This is a genomic window from Paenibacillus vandeheii (genome assembly GCF_030433635.1).
GTDB lineage: Bacteria > Bacillota > Bacilli > Paenibacillales > Paenibacillaceae > Paenibacillus > Paenibacillus vandeheii.
In genome coordinates this window covers 18,229-40,078 of the sequence record NZ_JAROCD010000005.1, presented here as the reverse complement: position 1 = coordinate 40,078, position 21,850 = coordinate 18,229, and the positions used below count along the sequence as shown (strand labels likewise).

Sequence of the window (21,850 nt, the reverse complement as noted above, 5' to 3'; positions counted from 1 at the left end):
AATGGAGGGATAAAATCCTTCACTGGACAATTAATCTTGTGTTTACAATGGGTAACAGCAAAAAAAACAGCCCCTGCGAAACCTGTTCGCAAAGACTGCTTGGTTGGAAGATCTGTATATAAATGTTGATTATTTATTGGAGCAAGCCATGCCCGCTGTTTCCGTACGACCTTGTTCAATCAAACGATACGCCCGCTCTACTTCCTCATCACTCGGAGAAGGAACACCATCGAGCGGATAGGCTTTCCCCAGCGCCTGCCATTTGTAAATACCCATCTGATGATAAGGCAGGATTTCGAACTTCTCAACTCCATTGAGCGTTCCAATAAACCGCCCCAAATTGAGCAAATCTTCTTCCTCGTTGTGAATCCCCGGCACATACACGTGGCGAATCCACATTTTTCGTCCATTGTCCGATAACCACTGTGCGGTGCGCAACGTTCTCTCGTTGGATTTGCCTGTCAGCTTAATATGTTTCTCATCATTGATGTGCTTCAGATCCAGCAGAACCAAATCTGTATTATCTAACAAATCATGAATCCGATCCGGTTCATTGAAGCCGTTGCTGTCCAGCGTAGTGTGCAATCCCCAGCGGCGTTTCGCTTCTTTGAACACTTCAGCTACAAAATGAGCCTGCAATGTGGGCTCCCCGCCGGATACCGTAAGTCCGCCGCCAGAGCTGCGATAGTAGGACAAGTATGGCTCGATTTCAGCCAGTACCTCCTCCACGCTCATTTCCCTGCCACCATCCAGTGCCCAAGTGTCCGGATTATGACAATACTGGCATTTGAGCAGACATCCTTGCATAAAAAGCACGAAGCGGATGCCTGGGCCGTCAACCGTCCCGAAAGTTTCGAGTGAATGAATATGTCCGTTAACCATGCTGCCTCTTCCTTTCTGTATCCGCATCCGCTGTGCGTTATTATGGAGATTCTACTGCTTTGAACCGTTAAGTTAAGCCCAAATTACATCGAACCGTGGAAGGTCCGGTTAATGACATCAAGTTGTTGCTCACGTGTCAGTTTAATAAAGTTAACCGCGTAACCGGAAACCCGTACAGTCAGCTGTGGATAGTTTTCCGGGTGATCCATCGCGTCAATCAGCTGCTGACGATCAAATACGTTCACGTTCAGATGGTGTGCTCCTTGACCAAAGTAACCATCCAGCATCGCAGTCAAATTGGATTTACGTGTATTCTCCTCTTTACCTAGTGCTTTTGGCACGATGGAGAAGGTATTGGAAATACCATCAAGACTGTGTTCATATGGCAATTTGGCTACAGAACCCAGAGATGCCAGCGCACCTTTTTTGTCACGACCATGCATTGGGTTCGCTCCTGGTGCAAATGGTTCGCCTGCTTTACGGCCATCTGGTGTTGTACCTGTTTTCTTGCCATACACCACGTTCGATGTGATCGTCAGTACGGATTGAGTGGGAATCGCATTACGATATGCTTTGTGTTTGCGAATCATACCCATGAAGCTTTCCACCAGCTCAACCGCGATACTGTCCACACTGTCTTCATTGTTACCGTAACAAGGGAATTCACCTTCAATTTCAAAATCAATTGCGATGCCTTGTTCGTTGCGGATCGGTTTGACTTTAGCATACTTGATTGCACTCAGAGAATCTGCTGCAACCGAGAGACCAGCAATACCACAAGCCATCGTACGAACGATGTCACGATCATGCAGGGCCATTTCGATACGCTCGTAGCTGTATTTGTCATGCATGTAGTGAATGACGTTGAGTGAGTTCATATACAGTTTGGCAAGCCATTCCATCATCGGTTTGAAACGTTTCATCACTTCATTGTAATCCAGTACTTCGCTCGTAATTGCTGGATATTCAGGGCCGACTTGTGCACCCGATTTCTCGTCACGACCGCCGTTGATTGCATACAGCAATGCTTTTGCCAGGTTGGCACGAGCGCCAAAGAACTGCATTTGTTTCCCGATCTTCATCGCAGATACGCAGCAAGCAATACCGTAATCGTCTCCGTAGATCGGACGCATCAGATCATCATTTTCGTACTGGATGGAGCTCGTTTCGATGGATACTTTCGTACAGTATTGTTTGAACGCTTCCGGAAGCTTGGTGGACCAAAGTACAGTCAAGTTCGGCTCAGGTGCAGGACCGAGGTTGTTCAAGGTGTGCAGGAAACGGAAGCTGTTTTTCGTAACACGGGTTTCTCCATTTACGGACATACCGCCGATGGATTCGGTTACCCATGTTGGGTCTCCACTGAACAATTCGTTATAATCCGGCGTACGCAGGAACTTAACAATCCGCAGTTTCATTACAAAATGGTCCACCAGTTCCTGAGCTTGTTCCTCAGTTAGCAAGCCTTCTTGCAAATCACGTTCGATGTAAATATCAAGGAACGAAGAAACACGTCCAAGGGACATCGCCGCACCGTTTTGCTCTTTGATCGCAGCCAGGTAACCGAAGTAGAGCCATTGGAACGCTTCTTTGGCGGTTGTTGCTGGCAAGGAAATATCGAAACCGTGCATTTCACCCAGTTGTTTCAATTCCTGCAATGCACGGATCTGTTCAGACAGTTCTTCACGCAGGCGAATGACATCTTCATCAATCACATCGACTTCAAGTGCATTCAGTTCGCCTTTTTTATTCCGAATCAGGAAATCTACGCCATAGAGAGCTACCCGACGATAGTCACCGATGATGCGGCCACGGCCGTAAGCATCTGGCAGACCGGTAATAATGCCTGCTTTACGTGCTGCACGCATGTCGGATGTGTAAGCATCGAATACGCCCTGGTTATGTGTTTTACGGATGTTCGTAAATATATCAATGACACCTTGAGGCATTTCGAAGCCATATGCTTCACAAGCATCAATCATCATGCGGATTCCGCCGAATGGCTGAATGGAACGTTTGAATGGAGCATCCGTTTGAACCCCAACAATCTGCTCTTTGGATTGATCCAGATACCCTGGTTGGTGTGAAACAATGGTTGCTGGCGTGTTTACGTCAACATCGAGTACACCGCCGTTATCGCGTTCTTTCTTGGTCAGATCGGATACGATATCCCATAACTCTTTCGTATTCTGAGTTGCACCTACAAGAAACGCTTCGTCGCCATAGTAAGGTGATAAGTTGCGTGCCAGAAAATCATTCACATCTACGGATTTCGTCCATGTTCCTTTGGTAAAGTTTCTCCAGCCTGTTTGTTGTTTGACATCTTTTTCGATCACCGACATAGTAATCCCTCCACAAATTTGGATTTCCGGACACATGACAGGATGCTTCACTCGTCTCATCTGTGCCCAGAGCCGCGATTAATGTGATAAATTTCACATGTAAGCCGGAACATGTTCTCTCTACTTGGGAACCGGAACCGCGGATGAATGTTTTTCTTACATTTTCAGTATACGTCTTCGCTCTTTCAACATCTGTGATTTATATCACAAAGTTTGTGACCATCCTCACTTCACCTGCGCTGTGTCTCTTTGAACCCTATAATATTCACACTTAGCCACTGCGCGGGCAGAACAACCTCCGATCGCTGTTAAGCCCGATTTCAATTGGAACTATATAAATTGAACGAAAGGATATGTACACCGGCCACTCCAAGGATAGAACAACCTTCCGATCGCTGTTACCCCCAGATTTTTTTGATTCCCTTTGAAAAGGGAAAAATCCGGGGATAAAGGCGAACGCTATCGCTTCTTCAGGTTATTTCTATCCCCTCCGTTCTTGTGTACATGTATGGTTCATTCTATATAGCAATATAGGTTAAAATCATGCTTGGAAAAGCATGCCCTTCGCTTCTTCCGTTTTTTCTGCCCTCTACGTTATCGTGTGAATGTCTGGTTCAAACAGCCACATCACGGATTACGTATAACCTTTAAAAAAAGACGGCAATCGGGGCTCCCCTTACGGGGAACCCTGACTATTTCTGCCTCAACCTTGCTGTTGCTTTAAGTTGTTATTCAAATTATTCAAACTTGCCGTAGAAAGCATTGCGGTATACATCTGCCAGTTCAGTTACGAGCGGCATTTTTGGGTTGGCGGTTGTACATTGGTCCTCGAATGCGCGGTCTGCCAGATAGTCGACATGTGCTTCAAAGTCTTTTGCGTCAAATCCGATTTCTTGGAACGATTCTTCAATACCCAATGTTTTGTTCAGTTTGCGAATGGCATTGATGAGACTGGTAACCCCTTCTTCTGTCGTACGTGCAGGCAATCCCAGAATGCGGGCAATCTCGGCATAGCGCTCATCTGCAACAAAGTGCGAATATTTCGGGAACGATGCAAACTTCGTCGGTTTTTTCGCATTGTAGCGAATAACGTGCGGCATCAGGATCGCATTGGTACGTCCATGTGCGGTATGGTACTGACCGCCCCATTTATGTGCCAAGCTGTGGTTGATGCCCAGGAATGCGTTGGCAAAAGCCATACCGGCAATCGTCGAAGCATTATGCATTTTCTCACGAGCCAATTTGTCACCTTGGAGCGCCGATTGCTCAAGATATTGGAATACCAGTTGAATCGCTTTGATCGCGAGACCATCCGTGTAATCATTCGCCATGACGGATACATAGGCTTCAATGGCGTGAGTCAATACGTCCATACCTGTATCCGCAACAGCGGTTCTAGGCAGAGAGTATACGAATTCCGGGTCTACGATGGCTACGTCTGGTGTTAACTCGTAGTCTGCCAGCGGATATTTGGTGTTCCCTTGGTTTTTGTCTGTGATGACCGCGAACGATGTTACTTCCGAACCTGTGCCCGAAGTTGTCGGGATGGCTACAAATTTCGCTTTCACGCCGAGACGTGGATATTTGTAGATCCGTTTGCGGATATCCATGAATTTTTGTTTCAAATCGTTGAAGTCCGTGTCCGGATATTCATAGAACAACCACATCGCTTTGGCAGCATCCATCGGTGATCCCCCGCCGAGTGCGATAATGCAGTCTGGCTGGAAGCGGCGCATCATTTCCGTACCGCGGTCTACCGTTGTTGTCGATGGATCGGGTTCTACATCAGAGAACACTTCAATGGCTACCGGCATTTGACGTTGACGCAGATAGTGCTCTACTTTTTCCACATAACCGAGTTTGACCATCATGGCATCCGTAATAATAGCTACGCGTGTGATGTCCGGCATTTTGGCAAGATACTGTGTTGCACCTTTTTCGAAATAGACTTTGTTCGGCACTTTGAACCACTGCATATTCACGGTACGGCGAGCCACCCTTTTCACGTTGATTAAGTTCACAGCGGTTACGTTGGAAGAAGTCGAGTTACGTCCGTACGATCCGCAGCCCAGTGTCAGTGAAGGCATGTTGGTATTGTAGATATCACCGATGGCACCGTGTGTGGATGGTGAATTCACGATAATCCGTCCAGTTTGCAGGCGGTCTGCGAATTTGCCAATCACTTCTTCGTTCGTCGAATGAATAACCGAGGAGTGACCCATGCCGCCAAAAGCAACCACTTCTGCTGCACGCTCAATCCCTTCAGCTGCCGTTTTCACTTTGTAACAAGCCAGCACAGGGCTTAGTTTTTCAGCCGACAATGGGAATTTCGTGCCTACACCTTCAATCTCGGCTACGAGAATTTTGGTGCCCGCAGGAACCTCGATACCGCACATTTTCGCAATGCTGACTGCAGATTGACCTACAATCGCCGGGTTCACTGCACATTTCTCCACGTTAATCGCACCTGCGGTCAGTTTGGCTGCCTCATCCTTGTTAACAAAGTAACAGCCGTTGGCGATCATTTTCTTTTTCACCTGATCAAAGATCGGTTCCTCGATGATGACTGCTTGCTCGGAAGCACAGATCATGCCGTTATCAAACGATTTGGATAAAATCAAATCCGTTACCGCTTGGTTGATATCTGCACTTTTTTCAATAAAGCAAGGTACATTCCCTGGCCCTACACCCAGTGCCGGTTTACCACAGCTGTATGCGGCCCGCACCATGCCTGATCCACCTGTTGCCAGAATGAGCGCCACATCGTTATGATTCATCAGCGCGTTTGTGCGATCCATGGAAGGATCGTCAATCCATTGGATACAGTCTGCTGGAGCGCCATTTTTCACTGCAGCTTCAAGCAAAATTTTGGCAGCTTCCCGGCTACAGTTCTGTGCAGATGGATGGAAACCGAAGATGATCGGGTTACGCGTTTTGATGGAGATCAGTGCTTTGAACATCGTAGTGGATGTCGGGTTCGTTACCGGGGTGATCCCCATGATGATGCCGACAGGCTCCGCAATTTTCTGGAAGCTTTCGTACTCATTATCTTCAATAACCCCTACTGTTTTGTCATATTTGATGCTATGATACACATATTCTGTTGCAAATATATTTTTGGTGATTTTATCCTCATACACACCCCGGCCTGTTTCTTCCACGGCCATTTTGGCGAGCATCATATGTTTGTCTAGACCTGCCAGCGCCATCGCTTGCACGATGCGGTCAATCTGTTTCTGATCCATGGACATGAATGCTGCGTGTGCTTTATTCGCTTTGTCAATTAACGTTTGAATATACTGACCTGCTGTCGGTTCTTTTACTGGGGCGACTTCGTTCTTTACAGCCATCTCCCTCATCCTCCTAAAGGTTCGTATTGGTTTGTCTCTCTTCTTTACATTCACATCGTACCATGGGGAAAGGGTAAATTATGTGATTTTTTTCACAAAGTATAACAAATTTAATTTAAGTTTTTTAGTGTCTCCCAACCGCCCATTTACACTTCCTATTTAAACTATAGAGCTGTTAGATTCATCCTCCCCTTTGGAAAGTGAATTTAATCACAATGTTTGGAATTTCGCCATTTTTGCCCCCTATCCACGCCCCTCAAACGGCAAGATTAGGTATATACTGAACTTAAAAATTGAACCACCGCAATTTGTACCGTCCTTCCCGGCCGAGTTAGACCCTGATCAGGACGGCAACGGTTTGCGGCGAACCACGGGGGCCAGTCCAAGCAGCAGAAGGCCGTCCGATGGACACAAAGGGGAGATAGACTTATGAGAGAACAACTGAGTGTACTGGAAAAACGCGGCAATACCAACTGTTTCTCGGAAGCGAATTTCAACCATCTGCTCGTAACGATGAAGGACAGAACCTATCCGGAAGGAACCCATCTGTATTGGGAAGGAGATGTCTCTGACAAACTTTATTATATGAAACGGGGCCGGGCACAGATTACCAAATCCACGGATGAAGGCAAGGAATTGATTATGTACATGTATCAGTCCGGGGATATGATTGGTCAAGCTGACCCGTTCTTCGGGTCCAAACACAGCTTCTCGGCCGAAGTACTGGAGGATAGTGAGATCGGAATACTGGAGCACAAAGACCTGGAGATGCTAATCTGCCAACATTGTGACTTCGCGATCGATTTTATGAAATGGATGGGTATCCATCACCGATTGACCCAGACGAAATTCCGGGATTTGATGTTATATGGCAAACCAGGTGCGCTCTGCTCCACACTGATTCGGTTGTCCAATTCCTATGGTGAGCCTCATGGAGAGCATGTCATTATTCATAAAAAAATAACTCACACGGATTTGTCCAATATGATTGGAGCAACCCGTGAAAGTGTCAACCGCATGTTAAGCGATCTGCGCAAAAAAGACGCCATCGAATATGACAGCGGCATGATCGTCATCAAGGATCTGCACATGCTGCAGGGCATCTGCCACTGCGAACTGTGTCCTAACGAGATTTGCAGGATCTGATGCTTTCCCCGCCCTGGCACCCCCTGATATGCAAATGAAAAAAGCCCAATCTTCGTTACAGAAGATGGGCTTTTGTTATGCTTAAGATACAGTAGTCAACTCGAGCTTTACTGCATCACGTGGATTCAACTTCATGTCCAAACCGTTTTCCATCAGTTCCTTGTCATTTACCATGATCATCCAGCGTTGGTTCATCCGGGGAATTACATTTTCAACGGAAACAACAAATTTGTTATTCTCCGACATTCTTACAATCCCACTGGATTTTAATACATCACGCACCGTACATTCCTGAACATACACTCCGGCATATTGACGATTGAGATTCGGCATAATATTTCCGCCGCTCACCTTGAGCAATGTTGTTTGGTAAGCAACATCGTCTCCCCCATTGTCAGCGGCTTTCACATATATGATCACTTCATCTTTGGCATGAAGCTCCATGTCCCACTTTTCGGGGTCAATATCCTTGCCGTTCAGTTTGACAGCCCAGCTGAGCGAGGAATCCAACGAAACTTCCCCAACGGATTGGATTCGCTTTCCATCTGCCGTAAAATCAACAAGCCCACTGTTCAATAGTGCTTTCTTGAGCGTCAGACCTTCACTAAAATCTCGCTTAATAGACTTCGTTGCGTCAGGCAAAAAAGTACTACCATCCACTGCCACTGTAATTGTATTCTGTGATTCGGTCTCTTTGACAATAGGCTGTTCGGAAGGCTGTGTCTCGCTACACCCGGCCAATATAACCAGAATAAGCAGACATATACCTATGTAACCGGGGATTCTCTTCTTCATGTAGGTAACACCACCCTGCGTAAAATCATTCACCCTGTTGTCCATAACCTCTATTATGGCACAAAATTCATGCAAAAAAAGTGTCAATGCCGTTACTTTTCCTCCAGTAGCCTCCATAATTGGGTGGTACAACACAAAGAGCCTGCAAGCAGGCTCTCTGGCTCCAATCATCACTACAGTCTATTAGGTACGTTATTACTGGACACAAGCCTGCATATAGGTGCGGCCTCCGTCTCCATCCTTCAGATACGGATTAAGTCCAAAGAACTGTTCCTCCGACACATACACCCCTGTCAACAAACGCCCTTCGAGCAACCCACCATCCACCTGTACGCAGAATAAAGGTGCATCCACATATTCCTGGTAAAGTGGAATTTGACCAGATGGATGGTGAACCTTGGAGACCTTGCCCTGCTCATGCAGCGGCCGTTCAGAGAAATAGGTAGGTACAATATAACGTGCAATCACATCAAGCTCCTGTACTGTGTAAAAAGTGTCATCACCCAGCCAGGGAGCGAACATGCGAATCTTCTCATATTGTGACCATACAATCGCCTGAATCAGCATCTCCGCTCGAACAAAACGACCTTCGCCCACCCCCAGATACATACGTTCTTCATGAAAGGTGGCTTCGGCCTGCACCCCGATGGAATCGGGTTGTTTCAGCTCACATCCGATACATTTCCAGCCTCTTGCTGTCTGAATCCATTTTTGCAGTACCGCCGGAGCCGTTCCCTGACCATTGCTATTCGTGGAATGAGTCTTCTCTCCTGCGACATCATCCTTCACCGACGGGGAATATACAGTGCGATTAAATAGTTCCGCAGCTTTTTTGTAGATCAGATGTACCTGAATGGATGCGCTCTCAAGTTCTGCAATATCTTGCTTGCCGTAGCGTACTTCACGGGATAAGCTTTCTTCTCTCATGACAAGTGGCCTCCTCGCTCCGGCCGCCTGCGGCCATTTTATTTTACAATTATACTACAACTCGCGACAACATGTGCAGAACCCTTAAGACAAAAACTCCTGATTTCCACTGGAAATCAAGAGCCTTTATCCCATCAGTTCATTTAGTTTGAGCTAAGGGATCAGTTACTACTCAACCCACTGCTCTGCCCAGTCTTGAATTTGATTCATAACGGGCTGTAGCGCCTTGCCTTTCTCTGTCAGTTCATATTCGATACGAACCGGCGTCTCCGGATAGACATGGCGGATCAGAATGCCTTCGCTCTCCAGATCCTTCATCCGCTCTGACAACATCTTGTCACTCATCGATGGAATCAGGTTGGAGATATCCTTGAATCGCTTCGAACCACTCATCAACGTTTGAATAATCAGACCGTTCCAGCGCTTACCCAGAAAGGAAAACGCTGTCTCAAAGCGCGGACACATCCGCAGATCTTGGCCTTCCACATTAATCACCTCTTTAGAGATCACTCAACTTACGTTTAGTTAGTATATTTCATAATAACATATTTAAGTCTCAAAGAAAACGTCTGCCGCTAAAAAGTTAAAATTTTAGGGGCATAACTCAACTTCGATGATACAACTCAGTATACATCACATGGGACAGAGGAACCATGGGAAAATATCGTCTAACTCCCATGTACCTATCTTACCCAAAAAGAACCCAGCTGCCACAGTCATACTCGACTTGGAGAAGGGTTCTCTGGTATATCGTTTATTTATGCATTCACAAAGCCAATTTAGGGCTTAAACCAGTACGTTTCCAAGCGCTCTTACAGGCTCGCTGAAGCCAAATTCCGGCTTAACGTTGCGCGCAGGATATGCCCACTTCACTCCATTGCTGATTACTTTTAGAATTTCCGGATTGTAGAAGGTCGGGTACGTTTCGTGACCTGGGCGGAAATAAAAGATTTTTCCGGAACCGCGGAGGAACGTACATCCACTCCGGAATACCTCTCCGCCTTGGAAGTTGCTTACAAACACCAGCTCATCCGGCACTGGAATATCGAAGAATTCCCCATACATTTCTTCTTTTTCCAAAATAATCTTGCTATTGATACCCTCGGCAATCGGGTGGGACGGATTCACACACCAGATAATCTCCTGCTCATTGGCTTCACGCCATTTCAGATCACAACTTGTGCCCATCAGTGCCTTGAATGGCTTGGAGAAGTGACCGGAGTGCAGCACAATCATTCCCATACCGTCCAGAACCCGCTGTGCAACCTTCTGTGTAATCTCGTCGCTCACGCGATCATGTGCCATATGTCCCCACCATATAAGCACATCTGTAGAATTCAGCACTTCATCACTTAATCCATGCTCAGGCTGATCCAGTGTTGCCGTGCGAATAGCAAAACCTTCGCCTCCGAGTCCGTTTGCCAACGCCATGTGCAAACCTTCTGGATAGACTTCCCTTACTTCATCGTGAATTTTCTCATGGACAAATTCATTCCAAATGGTGACGTTAATCATATTCAATTTCCCCCTAGTGTAACTCTAAACCCACCACATATCTCCCAGCGGTTCTTCAATCAATACTTGTTGGAGATTTTGCACAGCTTTAGAGAATCCTTCTTCTACCGACATCAGACCATCTTCGTGTTCAATACTTACAACATAATCATATCCGACCAGACGCAGAGCACTAATAATATCAGCCCAAGTCTTGTTGTCGTGACCATAGCCGACCGAGCGGAATTGCCAAGCACGATCAAGCATGTTGGTGTAATCCTGCATATCCGTTACACCATATTTGTTTACGTTAATTGGATCAATTGTTGTATCTTTCGCGTGGAAGTGATGAATCGCACCTTCACGTCCCAGAATGTGGATCGCTTGTACCGGATCAATCCCTTGCCACCACATGTGGCTTGGGTCCAGGTTCGCGCCAATCACTTCACCTGCTGCTTCACGCAGTCTCAGCAAGGTAGCTGGTGTATGCACCGAGAATCCACCGTGCAGTTCCAGTCCCACTTTTACATTGTGATCCGCAGCGAACTTACCCCACTCTGTCCAGTAAGGGATAACTTTGTTGTCCCATTGCCATTTGAGAACTTCCTGGAAGTCGTTCGGCCATGGTGCCACAGGCCAGTTCGGATATTTGGCATCCTCATGGTCTCCCGGACAACCGGAGAATGTATTTACGACAGGCACTTCCAGCTTCTCAGCCAGTTCTACCGTTTTGACAAAATCATCGTGAAATCCCTTTGCAATATCCTTTTGTGGATGAAGCGGGTTACCGTGACAGCTCAATGCGCTGATGGTCAGACCACGGGATTCTACTGCATTTTTGAAGTTTTTCAATGCTGTCGGGTTGCTCAGAAGCTCATCCGGTTTGCAATGCGCATTTCCTGGATGTCCACCTGTTCCGATTTCTACTGCTTTCAAGCCTTTGGATGCTACATAGTCGAGTGCATCCTCCAATTTACGTCCTCCGAATAATACCAAAAATACGCCGAGTTTCAAGTGCGATTCCTCCCTAGATTAGATATCATATTAATTGCTGTTTTTATGAACTATGAACTGCATAAATATACCGTTCAGAACACATCATTGTATCATTATTGTGGAAAATCAAGAGCTATTCTATCCTGAATTTAAACGTAAGAATACTGGTTATTTCATTGGAAATGACACCCTGCCGGTTTAGTCGAAATAAACCGCTTTGCCTGTCTGAGCAGACTCGTAGATTGCTTCAAGAATTTGAGTAACCACGATGGCTTGCTCTGGTTTTACAACCGGATCCTTGTCTTCGATAATCGCTTCAAGCCACATTCTAGCTTCCCGATCGGCTTCATTTTCTGCACTGCCGGAATAAAAAGCAACTCCACCTGCGTCCAGATCCACCTTGGTTTCATACAGACGACTGCGCTTCTCGCCATTGATCCGCAGACCATCTTTCATATCCGCGCCACCTTCTGTACCGCAGAGCAGTGATTTGGCTTCACCGAACTCAGCTACATTCAATGCCCAGCTGGATTCGATAATGATCGTGGCACCATTCTCCATCGTCACAAATCCGAATGCTGAATCTTCCACCTTGAATTGTTCCGGGTCCCACGGTCCAAAAGCGTTAGCCGCATTTTCACGCTGACCCAGCTTGTGGAAAGTAGAGCCCATGACACTCTTCGGCTTGTAATTGTCCATCAACCAAAGTGTCAAATCCAGTGCATGCGTACCGATATCGATCAACGGTCCGCCACCCTGTTTCTCTTCGTCAAGAAATACACCCCAGGTTGGTACAGCACGGCGGCGAAGTGCAATCGCCTTACCGAAATAGATATCGCCCAGCTCGCCTTCTTCGCACATTTGTTTCAGATACTGGCTGTCATTGCGGAAACGGTTCTGATATGCAATGGACAGCTTTTTGCCTGTACGTTGTGCGGCTTCGAGCATAGCCTGCGCTTGTGCAGAAGTTTTCGCCATTGGCTTTTCACACATAACATGTTTGCCTGCCTCAAGAGAAGCGACCGTGATGACGGAATGGGAGTCGTTTGGTGTACACACGTGTACCACATCAATGCTCTCATCCTTCAGCATCTCGTTATAATCGGTGTATACTTTGGCTCCCTCAGCACCGAATTCTGCTGCTGCCTCCTCCGCACGTTCCTTCACAATGTCACAGAAAGCGACCATACGGCCCTGAGATTGTTTGGACAAGCTGGGCATATGTTTACCTTTGGCGATTCCGCCACAACCAACGATGGCGATATTAAGTACTTTAGACATGAACAAGTCCTCCATTAGCGGCATATTTTCTAATTCAGTTCATACTGTTCTAATGACCTCTGTTGGGGGGGGGGATCCTGCAACGTGAGCCCAACACGAATCCAGCTCCACTTGCAGATGGGAAGCGGTTACGGTATCATACATCGCGTATAACGCCGGCTGGTTCATCGGAAACCAATTAGTGTGACTGTATAGCCTCTGACTGATTTTCATCTGTATTGTTTCCCGCTGCTGCTTCATAAGTGCTCTCCAGCTGGATGTGTTTGCCCTCAAGCGAGGAGCGCTGGAACGCATGCATAGCTTCAAGCACATGGTAGGCAAGCTTGCCACTGGCCTTGTGTTCGCGTCCGGCTCGAATGGATTCAACCATTTCAGTAACGCCGATCCCGCGCTCGTTCTGTCTGCTTTCAAAAGCAGGCGTCACAGTCTCCCATGTGTCCTGACCGAATCTGCGAAGCTTCACTTCCCCATTAAAAAAGTTAGGGTCCGGTATACTCATAGTGCCTTCAGTACCGTAGATTTCAATCCGCGGCAAATCCGAAGCGCCCCGAATATCGAAGCTGGTGATCATTGTTGCAATGGCACCTTCCTCAAAATCAATCGTTCCTGCCAGATGCGTTGGCGTCTGAACCTGAAGAGGTGTACCTTCCTTCGGTCCGGAACCAATAATGCGATCCGTGATCTGTACACCTGCCGATGAACTGATTCTGCGAATCGGTCCAAGGAGAGTAATCAGAGCGGTCAAATAGTAAGGCCCCATATCGAACATGGGTCCGCCACCAGCGACATAAAAGAACTCTGGATCCGGATGCCAAGCCTCTGGTCCTCCACCCATAAAGAATGAAGTTGCTGCAATCGGCTTGCCGATCAGCCCTTCTTCAATGGCCTTGCGGGCAGTCTGAATGCCCGAGCCAAGGAACGTATCCGGTGCTGAACCGACATACAAGCCTTTTTCCTCAGCCAATTCAATTACCTTGCGACCATCCTCTAGAGAGATTGCCAGTGGTTTCTCGGCATACACATGTTTGCCTGCTCCAAGCACAGCCAGATCCGTCATGGCATGACTACCAGGAACCGTTAGGTTTAGCACAAGCTCAATTTCGTTATCTTGCAGCATCTCATCTACATTGTAAACGTTTGCGATATTGAATTCATCAGCGCGTTCTTGTGCCCGGTCACGGATCAAATCCGCAACAGCCACCACTTCAATGAGAGGATTATCTTTTAAATTTTCTAGATAAATGGCGCTAATGTTACCGCAACCAATAATGCCTGCTTTCATTTTCTCCACAGTGGTGTTCATCTCCTTATGAGTGGTGAGAACCTGTAATTTGCATATTTGTAATTGAAGGTTTTGCGCTAGATTTTTGCACTTGAATTTAATTCTATGGTATTCCGTTTCGGCTTCAATTAAAATGAATAATATGATCGAAACATGAACTATCTGGTCATAATTTTCAAATTGCAAGGAGTATGCCAATGCCGACTGATTATTCCTGCCAGGTTCTTACAGCAGGCTTCTCGTTTCATCGCAAACCTTATATAGGCTTGCACCCTGAGGGAGTAAAGAATTACCTGATGAGACTCCAGACGGATGGACGCTGCCGAGCCCGTATAGACGGCGTCATGTCGCTTGTTGATGCGGGTGATCTGCTTCTTTATAATCCTGATGAACCGTATGAACTAAGAGTAGACAAAGAGAAAAATCCGATGGGTGAACGACTTGTGGAGAGTGGTGATTACCACATTTTCTTCAATGGGGACTGGGTGGATGAGTGGTGGCAACATCACAAGAGGCCGAACCGGATCAAGGTGCAGCTGACTGAAAGCCTGCTCACCCTGTTTCGCCAGCTCGTACTGGAGCAGCGCCGTATTTCCAATCCTTACCCTGAAATCTCCAGTTATTATATGCGCATTCTATGTCTTGAAGTGGATCGTTTGCTCTCGGAGCATCCGACGAATACCAATACCAACTATGTGGCGTATGAGATTAAAAGTTATATTGAAGAGAACGCTTCTTCTCTATTCAAGCTTGAAGATATTGCTACCCATATTGGAATCAGTGTTTCACGGGGAGTTCATCTTTTCAAAGAAGCGTTTGGTAAAAGCATTATGCAGTATACGCTTGATGTACGGCTGAATATGGCCAGAGAACGGATTATTTTCAGTCCCATGACGCTTGAACATGTAGCCGAATCTTCCGGCTTTAACAATTATACGTATTTCCATCGGGTGTTTCGCTCCCGTTTTGGCATGTCGCCCAAAGAATTCCGAGTCATTCACCGGGAACAGATGTAATCGCTTCACTTCATTAATACGTATTATTCGTAACCGAAACTTATTTGCGCGCGGCAATCGCCTCAGATACTACCATTGCCAAATCTTCGTTGCCAAACATGGACAGTACGCCCAATACGGTATCGTCCGGAATGTCACCGGCTTCCTCCTTGGATACAACCAGCTTCAGCACCTGCTGCAAACGCTCGTTGCTCAGCTGTTCCGGGTAGGCTTGCCGGTACATCTCTTCCGGATCCAGTCCTTGATTGACACACCACTGGGCAAATACCAGAATCATCATTTCCTCTTCCTGTTTATACGTCTCAATTACGGCTTCCTCAATCTGTTTGTTGCGTTCTTTTTCATATTCATCCATGGTGTTATTGTTCCTCCAATATGGTTTAATGAATCATTGGTGCGGAAGTCTACATTCACACTCCCACACTATCCTCTGCTCCAAGATCAACCGCGGATCAGCTGTTCGGCCAAGTCATGGCTGTCCATGACGTGACTCGCACTGATTGCACAGTCATCCGGGGTCTCCAGGTTTGCCAAAAATTGATCAATTGCTCCCGTGAAGCCTCTCCGGGTCAAAATACTTTCCCAACTGCCAAAGGTTTCCTTGCGTTCCTGTGCACCGCGTTCCTCATACTTTGCTATTTCCATGTTCATCACTTCTACCGATCTTCCCCCGCCATACAACTCAAGCTTCTCCAAATCAGCTCCAGCTTGGCGTACCATATCAAATCTGCCATATGCCGTTCTGCCCAGCTTGGCTGACCCTGCCGCATGCAGTAATCGGTCCAGTTCATTTTTGCGTATCCACTGATGGAGCAGCTGCACATTGTGATCCGAATACCATAACATCAGGTCAAGGATATGGATCAGATCATCATAAATAGTTTCCGCAGCCGGACGATCCTGAATACCCGTCCGATGCTTCGTGACTGTCAGAGATTCGAAGCCTTGTCCAGCCTGCATCCAATCTTTCGCGTTTTGATACAATGGTGCAAATCTCCGGTTAAATCCTACGGCCAGCAACAGGCCTTGCGCTTCGGCAAAAGCGGTCATTTCTTCCGACTCCCGCAACGTATAGGACAGAGGTTTGTCCACGTATACAGCCAGCCCCCGCTCCAGACATTGCATGACAATGTCAAAATGAGCTTCTGTCGCTGTATGTACAAACACCGCATCCAGATCCCAGGACAACAATTCTTTCATATCCGTTGTGCCATTGTTCAATCTATAGGTATGCTGAATTTCCTTCACCGGCTCGGGAGAACGGTTCATAATCCCCGTGATTTCCACGTTCGAGTGGGCAGTCAACAGCGGTAAATATACTTTACGTGCAATATCCCCGAGTCCGATGATCGCAGCACGGGTTCGCTTGGTTGTTTCCATTATGATCATTCCACCTTCAGATGAGTTCTATAATTCTACGTCCTATAGTGTAACCCTTCGGGCAGCAACATGCCAGTGATTGAGCCCAGAGCCTGCGCGAATTGTCCATCCGTTAGTCGAACGTGGTAAACTTTAGAGAGAAAGTGATACGGATCGGGATGAACATGGACTTTCCTGATCTGAAAGGAGCGTTTGGGATTTTGCGAAAATGGTTATGGCTCCTCTTATATGTTTTACTTGCGGGAGTCACGTTTATTTACAGATATGAACTGCTGGCCTGGACCGATCTGCATCAGTCCATTCCACTTTTACTCGCCATGGCGACGTTATTTGCTCTTGTACCCGTAATTCCGTACAAAATCGTCATTATTGCCTTTGGCTATAGTTACGGTACCGCAACAGCAGCCTGGATATGCTGGCTTGGAACCACACTTGCTGCACTGTTGGTATACACTGGAGCGAGAACGATATTCAGAAATCAAGCCAGATCCTACCTCGAACGCATTCGAGGTTTGAATCGATTTACAACATGGATGGAGGCTCATCCATTCATGGGTATCATGTCTATGCGGCTGCTGCCCATCGTGCCCCAAATGGCGGTTAATATCTATGCGGGCATTACCTACACCCCATTCTGGGTCTTTATGGTCGCGACGGCGATTGGCAAACTGCCTGCGATTTTTGTTTTTGCCTACGTGGGTGCGCAAGCAGAATCATCGATCTGGCTGAGTCTTTTGATCCTTGGTGGTTATCTGGTATTCATGACGATCATGTTGCTCTTGTTTCGCCTGCGCTCTCGTAAAAAAGTCTAAATCGGACCCGTCAGAAACAGTTCTGATTCATCCTCTTTACGATCCTGCTTGGTTGGCTTGCCAATTCGGGATATAATAGAAGAGTAAGCCAAAATATCATTCTTCATCAGAAATGGAGTGACTATAGCATGGAACAATATTCAAGTGAAAAAGCAACTTTTGCAGGCGGGTGCTTCTGGTGTATGGTATCCCCCTTCGAGGAACTGCCCGGCATTCACAAGATTGTATCGGGTTATACAGGAGGACATACGGAGAACCCAACATATGAGGAGGTCTGCTCGGAAACGACAGGTCACGTTGAGGCTGTTCAAATTACGTTCGACCCGGCTATCTTCCCCTATGAGAAGCTCGTTGAATTGTTCTGGCAACAGATCGATCCAACGGATACCGGTGGGCAATTCCATGACCGTGGCTCATCTTATCAGACGGCCATCTTCTATCACAGTGAAGAGCAGCGCCAGATTGCAGAAGCATCCAAAGAAGCTTTGGCACAAAGCGGACGTTTTGACAAACCCATCTTCACCCCGATTTTGCCAGCGAAAACGTTCTATGAAGCAGAGGAGCATCACCAAGGTTATCATCACAAAAACCCTGCGCACTATAAACGGTACCGTAAAGGTTCTGGACGTGAAGACTTTATCGAACGCAATTGGTCCGGCAAAGTGGATAAAGACGGCCTGAAAGAGCGCCTGACGCCGCTGCAATATGAAGTTACCCAGAACAACGCAACCGAACCAGCGTTTCATAACGAATTCTGGGATCACCACGGTGACGGAATTTACGTGGACATCGTATCCGGTGAGCCACTGTTCAGTTCCTCTGACAAATACGATTCCGGCTGCGGCTGGCCAAGCTTCACTCGTCCACTGCGGGACTACAATGTGAAGGAAAAAACGGATCTCAGCCACTTCATGATTCGTACCGAAGTGAGAAGTCGTGAAGGAGATTCCCATCTGGGTCACCTGTTCAACGACGGCCCTGCTGAAGCGGGTGGAATGCGTTATTGCATCAATTCCGCAGCCCTTCGTTTTGTACCCAAAGAGGATCTAGAAAAAGAAGGATACGCCGAGTACGCCGTACTGTTTAAATAAGTAACGGTTCAATGAAGTAACGGAATTTCATGAAGCGCTAACGAATCGACCGCTGAGAATACACCAAAAAGGGGATTCCCGTCATGTTTATGACATATGGTAAATCCCCTTTTTGGTGTGCCTTTTTGTATAGACCCGAATCAGGGTTACATCTTCAACTTCTTACCTACCTCTTCACAGCGGCTATCACATTATACTTACAATCCAGCCGATCCAGTAGGCAAATGGAATTAATAACAACTGAGCGAGCAATGTGCCAAATAAACGGGATACGAGCATACAGCCATAGATCTGATTCATTCGATCCAGCCGAATCTCACCCCGCAGTGATTTGTCGCTGAGCAACGAGATACGAGGATCAATCAGGATAGTTAACAGAATGGTCGCTACTCCATTAATGAGTCCGGTGGATTGTGAAGCAGCTACAGCCTGCCCCGGATAAAGATACGCAGCGTAAAGACTGGACAGGACTCCGGTCGTATAAATTGCTGTCACCGCTATGTTCAACGTCATTAGACGTCTGGGCATGCCATGTTGTACTAATCGCTTCGCCATCTTCCAAGATGGCGGGGTAATATAATACGTTGCATTTTTGATCTTGCTGCGCTTTAACATGCCTCGAACCATGGAAGGAATCGACCCTGCCGCTTCAAAATGAACGACCATCCGGGAAGCGAGTTTGACCATGGTTGGAAAACATACTATCGCTATGGCTGTTCCTGCCGTAGCCGCACCCATTAGCCAGTGCAGTTGCGCTGCAAAGTGTGGGTTTCCACCGCTTGTCGCTGTGTCCACCAAATTGCCTACCATTGGCCCTTGGGCCATATTGGAGGTACGCGACACCAGCAGCAAAATCCCGGACAGGGACAAGGCCAGCGCAATTATGCGAGTACGCAATCCGCCAAGGCGCAGCGCATAGGACAGACTGTCAGCCGCATGAATAAGCATCGTAAACAACATAGGGATGGCCAGGCTCAAACTAAACATATGTAAATCTCCTTATCATTTTTCTTATTGTGATTCTATTGTACTTTTAAGTATGGAAGCATTATACTCCTCATCCACATAAAAGTATAGAAAAGCGCAGAGCAGAAGTTGGTCGCGAGAATGTAAGAAAGCTACAACCTCTGCTTGGAGGTTCTCCAAAACAATCGTTTATTCATCCGGGTACAGGGTAATATACAAATAACTTATATTGTACAGGAGGGAATCAATATGCCGTGGAACAAACAGGATTATCCCGTTTCCATGAAAAATCTGGAGCCTCGTGTAAGACATAAGGCTATCGAAATTGCCAATGCACTACTGGATGACGGTTATGAGGAAGGTCGCTCCATTGCGATCGCTACTGCAAAGGCAGAAGAATGGGATGAAAATCATCCCAAGTCAGAGGGCTCCAAGCATGACACGAAACAGTCTTCATCAGGCAGCAAATCGGAGCATGGAAAATCTTCATCTTCACGTCGTCATTCCGAGCCTGTCTCTTCTTCCAAAAGCCATGATAACATTCATGTCGTCCCTACCGACTCGGGCTGGGCCATCAAGGAAGAAGGCCAATCCAAATCTCTGGCTACGTTCCGAACCAAAGCCGAAGCTGTGGATGCTGCCAAAGAAAAGAGTGAAAAACAGAACATTCGGGCGATTATCCATAATGAAGATGGTCAAATTGCTTCTTCCATCAATCCTTAGTGGAGTCTGTTCTATAATAAGATATATGTGAATGTACTACGCCTACTTGTTTACTGAAGCAAAAACAAAGCCCTTTCGCCGCTAATGGAATGATTCCATCAAGCACGCAAAAGGGCTTTGTGTTTGGTATGAGGCAAGCCGACCTCACCCGAATAAGACTCATTCCGAATAAGGCCGGGGTTAGTTTAATGCGAAACCCCTCTAGCCACCGGAGCTCGTTGTGAAGCACCGCTGACCACTTTGGCTGCAGTTGACACGGGCAGCTTCACAGCAGAAGTCGTAACTGTCCGACGAGCCGGGAAACTGACCATATACGTTATCACTTTGCTGGCAATCCATACCGCCAGAATAGTATATAAAGTTTCTTTTACCGGTAGAAAGAAAAGCGACAATCCAAGTACAAACGCATCGCTGACAAAGAAAACCGTTCCCAGCTTCCAGCCCTTCCAACGGCTAATGAGCACCGCCAGAATGTCATCTCCGCCTGTCGCTCCTCCGAATCGAAGCACCATGCCAGCTCCCACGCCGGTGATAACACCGGACAGGACTGCCGGAATCCAGAGATTACCGTGAAACGGAATGACAAGGGTGGAGTACCGCTCAAACCCGTCATAGAACAATGAGAATGCAGCCACACCCAGCAACGCCTGAATCATGAACTTCCAGCCCTTGATGAACCAGGCCAGAATCATGACTGGAATATCCAGCAGCAGCATACCGATGGCAGGCGATAAACCTGTCGCGTATTTTCCAAGCAGGGCCAGACCGACAAATCCGCCCTCCGATAAATGATTCTGAAAATTAATGTGATAGTAGGCAAATGCCAAAATAAATGTTCCGAGCAGCATAATGGCGAATTTACCCGCCTCTGTCTTAACTTGTTGTAAGGTTAACGATGTTCTCTTCATTCAGGTTCCCTCGCAGTTTGTAAAGGTTGGTTTGCACCGACCGTACCCTGCAAAAGGCAAGCCTGGAAGAAATCATCGTATTTGTCCTTCGAATATTATTCATTCCAATCCCCTCTTTCGCAGAGTCAGCCGTTTTTTTTCTTTACGGTGGTGTACTCTACAAGGGGCGCTAAGTGTAAGAGAGATCGTAACGTTTCCAGATCGTCCTTGGGGAGATTATCCTTCGGGAACTCATGGTATCCTGATCCTTTCTGTCTTTTGGTGGTTAGCTGTGCTTGGTTAAACGAATTGAAATATTACACTATGCACAAAGTCGAACGTCTGATATCACACTTAACCCAATTCGATTGCAGTACCCTCTTTCGATCGCTGTTATCCACGAATTTTTCTGATCCCATATTTCAAATGGGAAATTTCGTTGAATAGCTTATGCTAGCTTTCTTTCAGAAAGCTTTCAGG

At 46.9% G+C, this 21,850-nt stretch carries 19 protein-coding genes; 5 read left to right on the top strand and 14 right to left on the bottom strand.

Annotated features, from left to right (window positions below; all coding sequences use genetic code 11):
• Window positions 1–129: 129 nt before the first annotated feature.
• From pflA to adhE, 3 genes are all read right to left on the bottom strand, one after another.
• Window positions 130–882 carry a pyruvate formate-lyase-activating protein gene (gene pflA, locus P5G61_RS10475; RefSeq protein WP_301246759.1) on the bottom strand — a complete coding sequence of 251 codons (753 nt, stop codon included), beginning with the start codon at window positions 880–882 and terminating at the stop codon, window positions 130–132.
• Between the two features lie 83 nt (window positions 883–965).
• Window positions 966–3,224, bottom strand: a complete 2,259-nt coding sequence (pflB, locus tag P5G61_RS10470) for a formate C-acetyltransferase (protein WP_301246372.1) — start codon at window positions 3,222–3,224, stop codon at window positions 966–968.
• 737 nt (window positions 3,225–3,961) lie between these two features.
• Window positions 3,962–6,574, bottom strand: coding sequence for a bifunctional acetaldehyde-CoA/alcohol dehydrogenase (adhE, locus tag P5G61_RS10465; protein ID WP_301246371.1), 2,613 nt, complete (start codon window positions 6,572–6,574; stop codon window positions 3,962–3,964).
• Between the two features lie 429 nt (window positions 6,575–7,003).
• Here adhE and P5G61_RS10460 point away from each other — a divergent pair, with 429 nt between their 5' ends.
• A complete protein-coding gene (locus P5G61_RS10460; RefSeq protein ID WP_301246370.1) occupies window positions 7,004–7,720 on the top strand; it encodes a Crp/Fnr family transcriptional regulator in 717 nt (238 codons plus the stop codon).
• An 81-nt stretch (window positions 7,721–7,801) separates the two neighbouring features.
• On the opposite strand, the gene P5G61_RS10455 is transcribed toward P5G61_RS10460, so the two are convergent.
• From P5G61_RS10455 to P5G61_RS10425, 7 genes are all read right to left on the bottom strand, one after another.
• Window positions 7,802–8,515 (bottom strand): hypothetical protein, encoded by a 714-nt coding sequence (locus P5G61_RS10455; protein WP_024634542.1) that lies wholly within the window; start codon window positions 8,513–8,515, stop codon window positions 7,802–7,804.
• Between the two features lie 195 nt (window positions 8,516–8,710).
• Window positions 8,711–9,442: a hypothetical protein gene (locus P5G61_RS10450; protein ID WP_301246368.1), complete on the bottom strand. Its 732-nt coding sequence runs from the start codon at window positions 9,440–9,442 to the stop codon at window positions 8,711–8,713.
• Between the two features lie 168 nt (window positions 9,443–9,610).
• Window positions 9,611–9,907, bottom strand: a complete 297-nt coding sequence (locus tag P5G61_RS10445; RefSeq protein ID WP_148661829.1) for a winged helix-turn-helix transcriptional regulator — start codon at window positions 9,905–9,907, stop codon at window positions 9,611–9,613.
• A gap of 321 nt (window positions 9,908–10,228) precedes the next feature.
• Window positions 10,229–10,957, bottom strand: coding sequence for a ThuA domain-containing protein (locus tag P5G61_RS10440; protein ID WP_024631038.1), 729 nt, complete (start codon window positions 10,955–10,957; stop codon window positions 10,229–10,231).
• 24 nt (window positions 10,958–10,981) lie between these two features.
• The gene (locus P5G61_RS10435; RefSeq protein WP_024631039.1) at window positions 10,982–11,950 is read right to left on the bottom strand and encodes a sugar phosphate isomerase/epimerase family protein; all 969 of its coding nucleotides are present in this window, start codon (window positions 11,948–11,950) and stop codon (window positions 10,982–10,984) included.
• A gap of 180 nt (window positions 11,951–12,130) precedes the next feature.
• Window positions 12,131–13,213 carry a Gfo/Idh/MocA family protein gene (locus tag P5G61_RS10430; protein ID WP_301246367.1) on the bottom strand — a complete coding sequence of 361 codons (1,083 nt, stop codon included), beginning with the start codon at window positions 13,211–13,213 and terminating at the stop codon, window positions 12,131–12,133.
• A 178-nt stretch (window positions 13,214–13,391) separates the two neighbouring features.
• Entirely contained in the window at window positions 13,392–14,504 is a 1,113-nt protein-coding gene (locus P5G61_RS10425) for a Gfo/Idh/MocA family protein (protein ID WP_301246365.1), read from the bottom strand.
• A gap of 188 nt (window positions 14,505–14,692) precedes the next feature.
• Here P5G61_RS10425 and P5G61_RS10420 point away from each other — a divergent pair, with 188 nt between their 5' ends.
• A complete protein-coding gene (locus P5G61_RS10420; protein ID WP_285078621.1) occupies window positions 14,693–15,511 on the top strand; it encodes an AraC family transcriptional regulator in 819 nt (272 codons plus the stop codon).
• Between the two features lie 40 nt (window positions 15,512–15,551).
• Here the strand turns inward: P5G61_RS10420 and P5G61_RS10415 are convergent, their stop codons facing one another.
• Both P5G61_RS10415 and P5G61_RS10410 read right to left on the bottom strand, forming a co-directional pair.
• The gene (locus P5G61_RS10415; protein WP_024631043.1) at window positions 15,552–15,866 is read right to left on the bottom strand and encodes a hypothetical protein; all 315 of its coding nucleotides are present in this window, start codon (window positions 15,864–15,866) and stop codon (window positions 15,552–15,554) included.
• Between the two features lie 86 nt (window positions 15,867–15,952).
• Window positions 15,953–16,891: a Gfo/Idh/MocA family protein gene (locus tag P5G61_RS10410; RefSeq protein ID WP_079349505.1), complete on the bottom strand. Its 939-nt coding sequence runs from the start codon at window positions 16,889–16,891 to the stop codon at window positions 15,953–15,955.
• A gap of 158 nt (window positions 16,892–17,049) precedes the next feature.
• On the opposite strand from P5G61_RS10410, the gene P5G61_RS10405 reads away from it, so the two are divergent.
• On the top strand, window positions 17,050–17,703 hold the full coding sequence (locus tag P5G61_RS10405) for a TVP38/TMEM64 family protein (RefSeq protein WP_301246364.1): 654 nt from the start codon (window positions 17,050–17,052) through the stop codon (window positions 17,701–17,703).
• 128 nt (window positions 17,704–17,831) lie between these two features.
• Complete coding sequence (gene msrA, locus P5G61_RS10400; protein WP_301246363.1) at window positions 17,832–18,794, top strand: peptide-methionine (S)-S-oxide reductase MsrA; 963 nt, start codon at window positions 17,832–17,834, stop codon at window positions 18,792–18,794.
• Between the two features lie 186 nt (window positions 18,795–18,980).
• On the opposite strand, the gene P5G61_RS10395 is transcribed toward msrA, so the two are convergent.
• Window positions 18,981–19,781, bottom strand: a complete 801-nt coding sequence (locus P5G61_RS10395) for a lipid II flippase family protein (protein WP_301246362.1) — start codon at window positions 19,779–19,781, stop codon at window positions 18,981–18,983.
• A 228-nt stretch (window positions 19,782–20,009) separates the two neighbouring features.
• Between P5G61_RS10395 and P5G61_RS10390 the strand changes: the two genes are divergently transcribed.
• Complete coding sequence (locus P5G61_RS10390; RefSeq protein ID WP_301246361.1) at window positions 20,010–20,483, top strand: DUF2188 domain-containing protein; 474 nt, start codon at window positions 20,010–20,012, stop codon at window positions 20,481–20,483.
• Window positions 20,484–20,668: 185 nt separating this feature from the next.
• Here P5G61_RS10390 and P5G61_RS10385 read toward each other — a convergent pair whose 3' ends face one another.
• Window positions 20,669–21,391: a YitT family protein gene (locus tag P5G61_RS10385; protein ID WP_053784366.1), complete on the bottom strand. Its 723-nt coding sequence runs from the start codon at window positions 21,389–21,391 to the stop codon at window positions 20,669–20,671.
• Window positions 21,392–21,850: the final 459 nt, after the last annotated feature.

Coding starts and splice junctions, on each gene's coding strand:
- P5G61_RS10415 (WP_024631043.1), bottom strand. CDS start 15,866: ATGGATGAATATGAAAAAGAACGCAACAAACAGATTGAGGAAGCCGTA.
- P5G61_RS10440 (WP_024631038.1), bottom strand. CDS start 10,957: ATGATTAACGTCACCATTTGGAATGAATTTGTCCATGAGAAAATTCAC.
- P5G61_RS10405 (WP_301246364.1), top strand. CDS start 17,050: ATGAACATGGACTTTCCTGATCTGAAAGGAGCGTTTGGGATTTTGCGA.
- P5G61_RS10410 (WP_079349505.1), bottom strand. CDS start 16,891: ATGGAAACAACCAAGCGAACCCGTGCTGCGATCATCGGACTCGGGGAT.
- pflA (WP_301246759.1), bottom strand. CDS start 882: ATGGTTAACGGACATATTCATTCACTCGAAACTTTCGGGACGGTTGAC.
- P5G61_RS10430 (WP_301246367.1), bottom strand. CDS start 13,213: ATGTCTAAAGTACTTAATATCGCCATCGTTGGTTGTGGCGGAATCGCC.
- P5G61_RS10450 (WP_301246368.1), bottom strand. CDS start 9,442: ATGAGAGAAGAAAGCTTATCCCGTGAAGTACGCTACGGCAAGCAAGAT.
- adhE (WP_301246371.1), bottom strand. CDS start 6,574: ATGGCTGTAAAGAACGAAGTCGCCCCAGTAAAAGAACCGACAGCAGGT.
- P5G61_RS10455 (WP_024634542.1), bottom strand. CDS start 8,515: ATGAAGAAGAGAATCCCCGGTTACATAGGTATATGTCTGCTTATTCTG.
- P5G61_RS10390 (WP_301246361.1), top strand. CDS start 20,010: ATGCCGTGGAACAAACAGGATTATCCCGTTTCCATGAAAAATCTGGAG.
- P5G61_RS10445 (WP_148661829.1), bottom strand. CDS start 9,907: ATGTGTCCGCGCTTTGAGACAGCGTTTTCCTTTCTGGGTAAGCGCTGG.
- P5G61_RS10385 (WP_053784366.1), bottom strand. CDS start 21,391: ATGAAGAGAACATCGTTAACCTTACAACAAGTTAAGACAGAGGCGGGT.
- P5G61_RS10395 (WP_301246362.1), bottom strand. CDS start 19,781: ATGTTTAGTTTGAGCCTGGCCATCCCTATGTTGTTTACGATGCTTATT.
- P5G61_RS10420 (WP_285078621.1), top strand. CDS start 14,693: ATGCCGACTGATTATTCCTGCCAGGTTCTTACAGCAGGCTTCTCGTTT.
- P5G61_RS10460 (WP_301246370.1), top strand. CDS start 7,004: ATGAGAGAACAACTGAGTGTACTGGAAAAACGCGGCAATACCAACTGT.
- msrA (WP_301246363.1), top strand. CDS start 17,832: ATGGAACAATATTCAAGTGAAAAAGCAACTTTTGCAGGCGGGTGCTTC.
- pflB (WP_301246372.1), bottom strand. CDS start 3,224: ATGTCGGTGATCGAAAAAGATGTCAAACAACAAACAGGCTGGAGAAAC.